Annotated in this window: 14 protein-coding genes; 7 read left to right on the forward strand and 7 right to left on the reverse strand. The window is 42.9% G+C overall.

Annotated elements, in window-relative coordinates:
• Positions 1 to 181 precede the first annotated feature (181 nt).
• Positions 182 to 1,675 (reverse strand): MDR family MFS transporter, encoded by a 1,494-nt coding sequence (locus ACKTR2_RS08900; protein WP_407884608.1) that lies wholly within the window; start codon positions 1,673 to 1,675, stop codon positions 182 to 184.
• 118 nt (positions 1,676 to 1,793) lie between these two features.
• Between ACKTR2_RS08900 and ACKTR2_RS08905 the strand changes: the two genes are divergently transcribed.
• A complete protein-coding gene (locus tag ACKTR2_RS08905; RefSeq protein ID WP_407884610.1) occupies positions 1,794 to 2,381 on the forward strand; it encodes a TetR/AcrR family transcriptional regulator in 588 nt (195 codons plus the stop codon).
• A 91-nt stretch (positions 2,382 to 2,472) separates the two neighbouring features.
• On the forward strand, positions 2,473 to 3,126 hold the full coding sequence (locus ACKTR2_RS08910; protein WP_407884737.1) for an endonuclease III domain-containing protein: 654 nt from the start codon (positions 2,473 to 2,475) through the stop codon (positions 3,124 to 3,126).
• A gap of 590 nt (positions 3,127 to 3,716) precedes the next feature.
• On the opposite strand, the gene ACKTR2_RS08915 is transcribed toward ACKTR2_RS08910, so the two are convergent.
• A complete protein-coding gene (locus tag ACKTR2_RS08915) occupies positions 3,717 to 4,133 on the reverse strand; it encodes a pyridoxamine 5'-phosphate oxidase family protein (RefSeq protein WP_407884612.1) in 417 nt (138 codons plus the stop codon).
• Between the two features lie 271 nt (positions 4,134 to 4,404).
• Here ACKTR2_RS08915 and ACKTR2_RS08920 point away from each other — a divergent pair, with 271 nt between their 5' ends.
• From ACKTR2_RS08920 to ACKTR2_RS08940, 5 genes are all read left to right on the forward strand, one after another.
• Positions 4,405 to 5,373 carry a S66 family peptidase gene (locus ACKTR2_RS08920; RefSeq protein ID WP_407884614.1) on the forward strand — a complete coding sequence of 323 codons (969 nt, stop codon included), beginning with the start codon at positions 4,405 to 4,407 and terminating at the stop codon, positions 5,371 to 5,373.
• 234 nt (positions 5,374 to 5,607) lie between these two features.
• On the forward strand, positions 5,608 to 6,516 hold the full coding sequence (locus ACKTR2_RS08925) for an ABC transporter ATP-binding protein (protein WP_407884616.1): 909 nt from the start codon (positions 5,608 to 5,610) through the stop codon (positions 6,514 to 6,516).
• On the forward strand, positions 6,500 to 7,246 hold the full coding sequence (locus tag ACKTR2_RS08930; RefSeq protein ID WP_407884618.1) for an ABC transporter permease: 747 nt from the start codon (positions 6,500 to 6,502) through the stop codon (positions 7,244 to 7,246). The genes ACKTR2_RS08925 and ACKTR2_RS08930 overlap by 17 nt, the downstream gene beginning before the upstream one ends.
• Positions 7,247 to 7,250: 4 nt before the next feature.
• The gene (locus ACKTR2_RS08935) at positions 7,251 to 8,381 is read left to right on the forward strand and encodes a sensor histidine kinase (protein ID WP_407884620.1); all 1,131 of its coding nucleotides are present in this window, start codon (positions 7,251 to 7,253) and stop codon (positions 8,379 to 8,381) included.
• Between the two features lie 3 nt (positions 8,382 to 8,384).
• Positions 8,385 to 8,990 carry a response regulator gene (locus ACKTR2_RS08940; RefSeq protein ID WP_407884621.1) on the forward strand — a complete coding sequence of 202 codons (606 nt, stop codon included), beginning with the start codon at positions 8,385 to 8,387 and terminating at the stop codon, positions 8,988 to 8,990.
• Positions 8,991 to 9,232: 242 nt separating this feature from the next.
• Here ACKTR2_RS08940 and ACKTR2_RS08945 read toward each other — a convergent pair whose 3' ends face one another.
• The 5 genes from ACKTR2_RS08945 to ACKTR2_RS08965 all read right to left on the reverse strand — a co-directional run bounded on the left by ACKTR2_RS08945 (position 9,233) and on the right by ACKTR2_RS08965 (position 11,633).
• Positions 9,233 to 9,703 (reverse strand): phage tail protein, encoded by a 471-nt coding sequence (locus ACKTR2_RS08945; protein WP_407884623.1) that lies wholly within the window; start codon positions 9,701 to 9,703, stop codon positions 9,233 to 9,235.
• A gap of 581 nt (positions 9,704 to 10,284) precedes the next feature.
• Positions 10,285 to 10,419 carry a helix-turn-helix domain-containing protein gene (locus ACKTR2_RS08950; protein WP_407884625.1) on the reverse strand — a complete coding sequence of 45 codons (135 nt, stop codon included), beginning with the start codon at positions 10,417 to 10,419 and terminating at the stop codon, positions 10,285 to 10,287.
• Between the two features lie 120 nt (positions 10,420 to 10,539).
• Positions 10,540 to 10,977 carry a nucleoside-diphosphate kinase gene (locus ACKTR2_RS08955; protein ID WP_407884627.1) on the reverse strand — a complete coding sequence of 146 codons (438 nt, stop codon included), beginning with the start codon at positions 10,975 to 10,977 and terminating at the stop codon, positions 10,540 to 10,542.
• An 81-nt stretch (positions 10,978 to 11,058) separates the two neighbouring features.
• Positions 11,059 to 11,406: a DUF2178 domain-containing protein gene (locus ACKTR2_RS08960; RefSeq protein ID WP_407884629.1), complete on the reverse strand. Its 348-nt coding sequence runs from the start codon at positions 11,404 to 11,406 to the stop codon at positions 11,059 to 11,061.
• Positions 11,407 to 11,411: 5 nt separating this feature from the next.
• Entirely contained in the window at positions 11,412 to 11,633 is a 222-nt protein-coding gene (locus tag ACKTR2_RS08965) for a helix-turn-helix transcriptional regulator (RefSeq protein ID WP_407884631.1), read from the reverse strand.
• Positions 11,634 to 11,695 lie beyond the last annotated feature (62 nt).

Here is an 11,695-nt window from a genome sequence, read left to right on the forward strand (position 1 = left end):
GATTGAAAAGCTTATCCGTTAGTTGTCATCGTTTAATTTATTTAGGCTACGGAGAACAACTTGGCGTTTTTAAGTCAGCCATAAATCTAAAAAACGTTCGTACTAAATAAAGTACGAACGCTTTTGTTGGGGCGCCGACAAGACAATCGTATTCGACCAACGCTTTTTATAATCTAGTGAGTCAATCGTTCAGATTTTTTTGCTGTTTTCGCTTATTGGTTAAGAATAACGCTGGTAAAAACATCAGCAGACTGGCTAGCGTGGTAATCAAGAAAGCATTTTGAAAAGCATGCAGTTGAATCAGAATCATATGATGATGAAGGAACGTTGCCATCTCAGCTGGCTGAACGTGATAATGCCCCGTTTTAACTTGGTGTTGAAAATGATTGAGATGAGCATGGACATATTTACTGATCAGCGTAGCAACGAAAGCTGAGCCTAAGGCACCACCAACGTTTTGTGTAATTCGAGTGCCAATTGAGGCCGCGGGAATTTGTATTGGCTGTAACCCGGTATAAGCATCGGTCATCAGTGGGGATAGGATACCGCCAACGCCGATCCCACGGACAAAGAGGACGATGGCAATCCAGATGACAGACGTTTTTGCACCAAACACGGTAAAGGGAAGCGTGCCAACAAATGTGAGGACTAGGCTGACTAAAACCACATCGCGGGACCCAATCGTGTCAATTAAGCGACCGATAGTCGGTCGGGCAACGAGCATACCCAGTCCTTGTGGAATCAGCATTAGTCCGGCGTTGATCACACTCATGCCCCGAACTTGCTGGAAGAAGAGGGGCAGCAATAGCATTGGGCCATTCATGACGACACCCGCTAAAAGTAATGAAATCATCGAAGCATTAAAGGATCGATGAGCAAATAATGATAAGGGTAAGACGGCCTTATTTTGTGCGCGCCAAGACCAGAGAAAATAAATCGCAAAGATAACAAGACCTACTGACGCAAATGTAAGCGTACTGTGGTTGGTGAAACTCGCTTTAGTTGAGGCTTGGACCACACCGTAAATAATTGCGCTGGATCCCGCTGCCAACAGTAGGGTTCCCGGCCAATCAAGCCAGGCCTGTTTATTTAAGGCTGGAAAATTGGGTAATTTCCAAATAATGATCCCAGCTGATAGTGCAGCTACTGGCGCATTGATCCAAAAAATCCACCGCCAAGAAAGGTATTTAAGAATGATCCCACCAATGACTGGTCCAAGGATGGGACCGAGTAGAATTGGCAATCCAACGACGGCCATTAATTGACCCATATGTTCTTGACCAGCGGTCTGAACGAGTAGGGTCGTTAATAATGGTACGATGATGCCAGCACCAAATCCTTGAACTAGGCGGTCTAGATTAAGTGCATTGATACTACCAGCGGTTGCCGAAAGTAGCGAGCCGATTAAGAAGATAATTTCGCCAAATAAGAAGACGAATTTTCCATTGAAACGATTGATCAGCCACCCTGAGAAAGGCACCGCAATACCAGTTGCGAGGACGTAACCAGTAATGGTCCATTGAACGGTGGCCACGGTACTGTGAAAACTGGTGGTTAATGAATGAATCGCAATATTTACCATTGTTGAATCGAGCATTGGTGCCAGTGCCCCAATGACTAAAATCCAAGCCACGGCCAGCGTGTGTCGTGACAGTTTTTGTGTATTTGTTGCCATATCGAGATCTCCCTTAATTAGAAACGAAAAGTTTCTTATACTGCAATGGGTTATAATAGGCTCATGGCAACAGCTTGTCAATAAGATACTAAAAGTTTCTAATACTAGGAGATTAATTATGGCTGATAAAAGACGTCGTGGTGCTGAACTTGAGCGAGCAATTTTTTCAGCAACCATCAAAATTTTAGATGAAGAGGGGTTGCAAGGACTGACGTTTCAAAAAGTTGCTGAGCGTGCTGGTACCAGCAAACCTGTTCTTTATCGTCGCTGGAATTCTCCTTTAGAGTTAGTCGTGGCGGCCATTAGGGAACCAGTCGTTAAAGTTCGTGGAAGCTTTCGAGACTATGAGACAACGGGGAACAGTCTCGCTGAAGACTTGTTTCAACTATTACAACATTTCGCAGAGATGATCAGCCAGTATCGCCAGCCTTTTGTCGCCACAACTTTGACCGCACTCAGTCAAAGTAATAATATCCAGCGAACATTAGGTGTGGCTGAGGACAGTGATCTTGTTTCGTTGGATCGCGTTTTGCAACGGGCTCGCACTCGTGGGGAAGCTGTTCGAGCTGATATTAGTCGCAAAGCCAAATTGATTGCGTTTGAGCAGATTCGGTACGAGGGGTTGTTTATTCAGAAATCAATTGAGGATGAAGACCTGCGGACGCTGATTAATGATGTTTTATTGAGATTGTTTTTAAACGATTAGCCCATAAGTTGAGGACTACTTGTTCAGGTGAAAGTTTGTAGATTCAATCAGCAATTGTTTTGCCTAAACTTTAAAAGGATGGTTGAAAGTGATGCTAACAGACAAACAAATCGCGTGGGCGATTCACCAGATGGAGGATGAAATTGGACCGGTCAAGGAGTCGTTGAAATCACGGACACCATTTCAATATTTGATCTCAGTTATTTTAAGTGCTCAAGCGACCGATGCGTCAGTCAACCAAGTGACACCGACTTTATTCGATCGATACCCAGATCCGGCAACATTGATGGACGCGAATATTGAAGATGTCGAAACGATCATTAGGCGCGTTGGTTTGTTTCACAACAAAGCCAGAAACATTATCAAAACCGCTCGAATTGTTCATGAAGATTTACACGATGTAATTCCAACCGATCGCCAGGGCATTATGGCCCTGCCTGGCGCCGGGCGCAAGACAGCTAATCTCGTGTTAAGTGACATTTTTAAGCAGCCAACTTTCGCGGTGGATACGCATGTTTCCGCTATTTCTAAACGATTGCATTTTGTTAGACAGTCAGCTTCAACGTTGCAAGTTGAGCAAAAGATTGTCAGTGTGTTAGCTCCAGAAGAACTTTATCAGGCCCATCACACGATGATCGAATTTGGACGCAAATATTCGATGAAGTTAGCGTCTGATCAAGAGGTGAGTCAGCTGATTATCGATTGCGATAAGCTGAATGAGGAAAATGAGGGGCTGATACAGTAGCAATGGCGATGGTCACCATCCGTGTTTCAGATAGTGAAAAGGCATGGTTAGAGTAATATGGTTGATTTTTAAGGAGGGCCCCTCAATGACGTCTCAGCTTGAAGTCACGAAAGACATTCAACTATTCAACCTGCGCTTTGAAAAATTGACAAGCGTCAAGTTACTTTGATTATCCATTGCTTGTATCAACGTGTTGCTGGAATTGAAAATGTGCAACCACTAGAGAAAAGTTAACAGCTGACCACTTGGGTGAGTTGTGATTTTAGACCGACAACTATCGGGGGACTGTTGATATTTCAGACGATAAATTAGCGGTTTTAGTGTTCAACATTGGCCATTTGGCGAAGCGCCGATGACTGGCTTAAATAATCAAAAAATGAGGGCGCCTAATTATCCAGATTGACTTTGGATAATCAGGCGCTCTTTTTCTTGGTGCTATTTATTATTAGGCAACGAATAGAAAGTGATTGTCTTACTGAGATAATGAGATATCGCTGATTACGTTGAAATCATTAAAATTCAACACCAATTTTACAAACCTACTTGGTGATAGGTGACGCTCTTTACTATCAGCCTTTTAGAACAAGCTGTCATTCCTGCAAATCCGAATAAGTAATCTCACCGGCCTCTCGCACCTTAACGGCTAACGAGGTGAAACGTAGAATGGCAGGATCCTCGTAATTAAGTGATTGCTGAAATTGGTTGAGTGTTTTTTGCCATTGATCTGGTAAAGTGGTGGGGCTGACAATGAGGAAACGTCCCTTTAGCATCAAAGAAGAGTGATTTTCTTCGGCGAAGCAATAAATGGCCGCGTTGGTTGAATTTGCTAGATTTTTAACGGTCGAAGAGCTGTGCGTTGTGTAGAAGAAAATGTTATCTAACGATCGATCCAAGGATAAGGGGGTCAATGCCACGATGTTAGGAAATCCAAGTGTATCGATAGTTGCCACTTGAAATACTGAAGCATGATCTAACATATGTTCGGCTCGTTTTATGGTCTCTAACATCATGGCACCTCCGTTTGACGATTTAATCGTGTTTAACTAATCCTATCGTAATTAGCTGCTTGGATGAAAAATAATGCCTTAAGGATCTGAATAAAATTTGTCTAAGAAGTTCTAAAGATGAAAATCCTTGATAGAATGGCCAGCGATGACGGCAATAATAGGTTAAGCTTAATGATATAATCAAATTTTAATTTCGATGGAAATTTAACCGATCTTTTGGTTAGTAGGAATTAACCAGTCTGAAATGCTGGTTTATTGTGGAGGTGATTTCATGATAACGATCGGCTTTTGTTCGCCGTCGACACCAATTACGGCAATTTCACCAATTCGATTTGCTCGTGCGAAGCAATATTTAAAAGGCAAAGGTGCGAAAATGGTTGCTGGATCATTGACGGGTCAGTCGGATCATTATCGCTCTGGAACAATTAGCGCTCGAGCGGCCGAAGTTAATGAACTTATTCATAATAAAGACGTTGATATTATGATGATGACAATCGGCGGCACTAACACAAACGCGATTCTGCCGTATATTGATTACGAGGCGTTAAGGCAGTCGCCTAAAACCATCGTTGGTTATTCAGACGCAACAGCGTTACTGCTGGCAATTAAAACGCAAGCACCAGCATGTCGCGTTTTATACGGTCCAGCGTTAGTGTCATCATTCGGAGAATGGCCGCCGTTTGTCGATGAAACATGGCGAATGTTTCAAGAAATCGTGCAAACGCCAATTGGGGGACGAGTGACAATTCAAAAACCGCAGTATTGGGATGATGAGGCGATTAATTGGGATCGATTTTTGCAGACTAAGCAACAACGCCCCAATCAATGGCAAGCGACTGATCAGACGGTACTCACTGGGCGAATTATTGGTGGCAATCTTAATACTATGTATGGCATTTTAGCTTCTCCGTATTTCCCCTCATTATCTAAAACCAATCTATTGTTGATTGAGGACGCTGAAAAAGACGCAGCAACAGTCGAAAAAAACTTTGCTATGCTGAAAAATGCCGGAATTTTTTCACAGATTGGTGGCATTATTTTAGGCAAACACGCCCTATTTGACGACTTGGGAACAGGGTGCCAGCCAGTAGATATTTTGCAGGAGGTTTTGGGTGATTTAAAATGTCCGATTATTTATGACTATGACAGTTGTCATACGGTTCCGATGATGACGACTCCCTTAGGGGCCATGGCAATCATAGACGCTGATCAAGGCCAGGTGACTTTTTCTGATTTTTGATTTATTCAGATTTTTTTGAAATTGAGTGTGTTGCTAATTTTTGAGTACATTCTTTGCTAGGGAGCATGGGAATATTAAAAAAATGCTTGAAAGATCTGCTAATATTTTTATTTGCAGGCCTTTTTCTGTGCACGAAAATCATGACATTTGTCACATAAATAGATGACAAATACATCTAGCTGACCTCGTTAACCCTAGGTAAACTCAAGCGTATTAAGTAAGGATGGTGAATTTATGATGCAACCAATTATTGAAGTTGGACAACTCAAAAAACACTTTGGAAACGTAGATGTAATTAACGAGGTCAATTTTACAATCAAAGCTGGTGAAACCATTGGCTTAATTGGCGAAAATGGTGCTGGTAAAACGACATTAATAAAGATGTTGTTGGGTTTGGAACAACCAACCAGTGGTACGATCAGTGTTTTTGGAGAAAAAGCAGGATCTCGCCTTGCTCGTCAAAAGGTTGGCGCAATGTTGCAGGAAAATACGGTTTTGCAGAGTGTTAATGTCACGGAACTGTTGCAATTAGTCACGAGTTTTTATGCAAAACCACTCCCCGTATCTGAGTTATTGGAACGAGCTCAGTTGACACATAAACGCACCGCGATGACGGATACCTTATCTGGTGGGCAACAGCGCCGTTTGTCATTTGCTATGGCTTTAGCTGGTAACCCAGATGTGCTTTTTCTTGATGAACCGACCGTGGGAATGGATGTCGCCGCACGAGCAGTTTTTTGGCAACAGATTGAAGCGTTAAGAAAAAAGGGTAAAACGATCTTTATCACTAGTCATTATTTGACAGAGTTAGAGGCGATTGCCCAGCGGTTGATATTTTTGGATGGTGGACATTTGGTCTTTGATGGGAATCTTTCCACGTTACGGACACAATATCAAGGCACTAAAATCTCCTTGCAAACGCATGTTTCAGTAGCTGCATTAACTGAAGATAAAGCGAACATTTTATCGGTGAACCAACAGGAAAATCAGGTGACATTAACAGTTCGGGATAGCGATCAATGGCTACTTGCGCACCAAGGAGAATTAGCAGAGTTTCATCAAATTAAGATTCAACCAATGTCATTAGAGGCTGCATTTAACGAACTAATTGGACAAGGAGATCGTCATGCAAACATTAATTAAACAAACAACGCTTGGATTTAAGCGGGAATTAATCCGTAACCCTAGTTTTCTTTTCTTTTCACTTGTTATGCCGGCTGGATTCTATCTGTTATTTACTAAGATTATGACTAATGAATCAGCCACGGAACAGAGCCACTTTGCGGTGGCATATATGAATAGTATGATTGTATTTAGCCTTTTATTGGGGATGATTTTTTCGTTCGCAAGCCTTTTGGGCGAGGATCATCGTCAAAATTTGTTAACGCTAATGGCGATTACACCCGTTAATCCACTGACTTACTATGCGGCCCTAGTTATCGTGATGAGTAGTTTAAACGTACTTGTAGTATTAGTGATCGAAGTACTAGCGGTAGTAATGAATCATGTTGACTTAACATACTCATCATTACTAGTTACGGCTGGTTGGGCTGTGGTCGGTGGAATTCCTTTGATGTTAATCGGCGCCACGATTGCTCAAAGCACGCGGCCAGCTACCATTAGCGCATTATGTAATTTAGTGGTCTTTCCAATGGCCATCGTGAGTGGACTTTGGTGGCCGCTATCGTTGTTACCGGACTGGATGCAGCAATTTGGCAAATTGATGCCAACCTATGCTGTGAGTCAATTATTGAATTCTGCTACGGGACAGGCGACGTTTTCCTGGCGATGGGTTATGATGTTAGCCAGCTGGGTGGTCGTAATCAGCATCACCTTAGGCTTGATTTTAAAGTGGCATCAGAAACGGAGTTAACGCAATGGCTTGGTTGCGAACCTACATTCTCTTTCCCAAGCGATTTGGGATTTATCCTTATTTTTGGTTGATTTTTCTAGCCTACCCACTTGCCATCGCAATCAATGAGCATGGGGTTCGCCGCCCATTTACCCTCGTGTTATTATTAGCGTTTTTAGTATGCTATCGAAATGGTTACGAGGTAACCAAACGCTTGCCTTGGGCGATCTTAGGACAACTAGTGATTAGTATTTATTTCGGTGTGGTTGCACAGTATCTGTGGTTGTTTGTCTTTACAGCGTGGCAAGTGGGGTCTTTACCACTAGCCAAAGGAACTCGTCGGCCTTATTTGGTTGTGTATTACCTCACGGCTGGCGTAACGTGTTTGACTTCATGGGCCCAAAATAATTCTAATCTTAATCAGTTGAACTTTTCTGTAGGGATTGATCAGTTGGTTTTATTGGCATTCATTTTTAGTTCTCCAATTGCGGCGATTTCAGTTTTTAAAACGGTGGCTGAATCTGAGCGAACTCGCCAAATTACGCGGCGAGTCGAAAATTTTATCCGCCAAAATGAACGACAACGGATCAGCCAAGATTTGCATGATACATTAGGACAATCATTTTCCATGATTACGATTAAAGCCGAGTTGGCGCGTAAGTTGGTCGTGATTGATCCTGATCAAACAGAGATTCAATTGGCGGACATTGAACAAGCTTCTCGAGAAAATCTGCAACTAGTGCGAAATATTGTTAACAATTTGCGTCAATTGAGTATTGCGGAAGTCCTGATTGCGCAACAGTCTAATTTAACCGCCGCTGGTGTCACGCTACTAACGGACCACGAAGAGATTAGTCAGAGCTGGCCACGTTCAGTCCAGGTGACAATCGGGGCCATCATCCAAGAAGCGATTACGAATATCATTCGCTATGCGCAAGCTAATCGGTGCTGGATCACCTTTAGTCAAAAAGAGAGTCTGGTCCATGTAGAGATTCGTGATAATGGTCGAGGGATTGAACAACGTCGGATCGGTAGCACGGGAATTTCTGGCATGAAACAGCGAATTAAGCAATTGCCAGATGGACATTTTCATTTAATCTCTGATGTAAAAGGAACGACGGTAGCGTTGGCATTTACGTTAAATGAAGGAGCATAAATTATGGTTAATTTGTACCTTGCCGAGGATCAAGCGATGCTCAATTCGGCATTGACAACGATTCTGAATTTAGAGCCAGATTTAACTGTGATCGGAACTGCTATGACGGGAACGGCTGCCTGGCAAGAAATTAATCAGTTGCGTCCCGATCTGGCGATTCTAGATATTGAGCTGCCCGGAGAGAGTGGTTTAATGATTGCTCAACAAATCGATCAGGGTGAGTTGTCAACGAAGACCTTGATTTTGACGACGTTTGCTCAGTCGGCCTATCTGCAACAGGCGTTAGCAGCAAAAGTGAACGGTTACCTTCTAAAAGATAGCCCCAGCGCAGAACTCGTCTCAGGCATTCGGGCAATTATGGCCGGGCAAACAGTGTACGCGCCAGAGTTAGTCCGGGGCATGTATGCTGCTTCACAGAATCCGCTCACACCACGAGAGATGGAGGTCTTGATGGCAGCAGCGAGTGGGGAAACTACTGGTGAAATTGCGCAACAGGTGTCATTGTCTGAAGGGACAGTGCGTAATTATTTTTCAGCCATTTTGAGTAAATTAGGTGCTCGTAATCGACTTGATGCTGTTCAATTAGCGCAAGCGAACAAATGGCTATAAATTAGTTCGTTTGGTTAAATAGGCAAGGGCATAATTTTAATCATTGATGAATAACGCGTTAAATTGGTGGAAAGTATGCGAATTAAAAGAGCGCTTCATGTGCTGGTGTTGTTTTTCCAACATCAGCACATGAAGCGCTCTAACACTTGATCCCGAAAAATTGATGGATTTTGGCCATCATGCTATTTTGTGTTGTTCAGTTAACCGATAGTCTGATATTTTAAATCTTCTACAATGAAAGACTATCGCCATTCTTGCTTGAGTTTAAAGAAACTTCCGCGGATGGACCCAGCTAACTTGGATTTTTGATGGGCAAATTTAAACTTGTCGACTAATTCAGTGGGTACATCCATCGCTTCACAGAGCTTAATTCCGACGGCCCGCTTAGGCTTATCGCCATCTTTTTCATACAGGACATTTAAAATCATTCCATTTTGATAAATGAATTCTGGCCAGTAGAGATGATCGTCTTCATACACGGCGACTTCAATAATCGGTGAACTAAATTCTAAATCGCGCTCGGTCTTGAGCAGTTGTTTCATCCACTCAACTTCAGTCTGTCGTTCTGACGCTGGGTAAACAGTATATGCAAACTTGTACTTGTTCCAGAAATAACGGGCCTCGTTTGCCCGTAAACCGGCTAGTGATTCAGCAACTGGCGACGTCTCTAAACCGGTGGTCGCCACATTTTTAAAATCAACTTGATAAGCCACGTCCCAATCCTCAATTCATTCGTTTTTCATAGTGTAGCACGCTTATCCTTTGTTGCAATGGCGATAAAAAGAAATTAACTGTGATTAAATCCAGCGATGACACCTTGTATGAAACTGATGATAAAATCCCAAACACTAGGAAAACTAAACGTAATAAAACAAGCAATGGATAGAATGTATACTTTTGTTGTTATCACTTGATTGAGTTTGCGCCAGTTGATTGAGAAAAATAACCAAATGAATAATCCAATGCCCAACGGTTGCAACCAATTACGTAAGCCGTCCACTGACAACTTGAGTAGCCCAGCGATTAGTGAACCGAGACTAATGACCATAAAGATCGTTATTACAGCAATATCACCACGTTTTGATGGCTGTTGTTCAAGATTCGCAAGTAGACGCGGGTCATCCTTAATTAAATCATCTAACGTTATGTTGAAAATCTCACTGAGCCGGACAACATTGGCGAAGCTGGGGAGGGCGGTCTCATGTCGAGCTCCACAAGCCTGATTTCTGTGCCTAGCCCACTGTCATCAATTGGCCAGGTGCGCCACTTGATGACAGTCAGCTAGTGCTCGAAATCACCCGGCTTGTTCCACTCTGAGTTTCTCCCACTTTGAGACCGACTCCCGCGAAATTGCTAATTTTTTTGATAGATCTGTTTGGGACCAGTGACGCTGCTCACGCTGTTGCCGGATTTGTTGACCAATGTTCATCAAGACCCCTCCTAACTTGATATCATTAGTGTAGCAGTCATGACTAAATTTGGTCGCTAAAGGGGGCGGACTTTTTGGTTGCGTTAGGTCATCAGTAATAAAAACGGTATTTAGCGCTAGTTACGATTCCGTAAGTTCGCTTAACTCCGGAAACCAAATGTCAATTTCATGAGCTGCGGCCTCGATACGATCAGAACTATGAACGACGTTTTTGATGGCGCCATCATCCCACAAGCGGCCGAAATCACCACGAATGGTGCCCGGCAGTGCCTCGCTGGGCTTCGTTGCACCGGCCATTTGGTGGCACGCGTGGACCACATCAGTTCCCGAAACAATCAAGGCAACTAGCGGACCGGATTGCATGTAACTGACTAGACCAGGGAAAAAGGCTTCATTTACCTTATCCGCATAATGTGCCGTCAACTGAGCGGTAGTGGCTTTTTGGACCACTTTTAAAGCCGTAATCGTAAATTGGCGCCGTTCAAGCCGGCTGATTACGTCACCGATATGTCCCGTTGCAACGCCATCAGGTTTAATCAACATTAAGGTTTGTTCCATTTTGCTCACTCCTTCGTCTTTGTTTTCAGTATAAGCGAGGTAATGGTCAAAAGACGACTAATGTGCGTTAAAACGTGATCTTTAAATTGTCTGTCGATATTGACGCCATAATGAAAGATCACCGGCGACTAAGGCGAAATCGTATTTATACATGGTGAATTGGGGTAGTAGGTAAGTTTTAGGTAATAAAAATTCGCCGATCATTAAGGTAGTCAGGACGATCGCCAGAGCGGTTAAATAGATGGTGTTCGTCCGCTCATCCATCGGGCCAATCTGTCGGTATAAGCGCCAGCCCCAAATTAAGGCTAAGACACTCAAAAGGCTACCGAGACCGACGAAAAGATTGAAATTAAAATTATTAAGCGCGCACCACTGTTTCAGTGGGTAAAAGAACCATTCTGGAATGTCAGCGATAGATTGAATTTTCATGGTGATTAATTCCTTTCATAACTAAATAAGTCATTAATGTCGACTTCAAAAAAATTGGCTAGCCGAAAAGCGAGTTTAAGCGTTGGCGAGTAATGGCCTTTTTCCATGACGAGAATCGTTTGCTTGGAAACGCCGACAGCTTGGGCTAATTCGGTTTGCGATAAATGGTGTAACACTCTAAATTCGTAGACGTGATTGTTAATGTCATCCTCATGATCATGCTTCATACTGAGCCTCCTTTAGTTGCATAGTAATATTTAGTTGCCAAAAAGTAAAGTTTTATTTACCA

It is taken from the genome of Furfurilactobacillus curtus (assembly GCF_045862785.1).
Taxonomy (GTDB): Bacteria; Bacillota; Bacilli; order Lactobacillales; family Lactobacillaceae; genus Furfurilactobacillus; species Furfurilactobacillus curtus.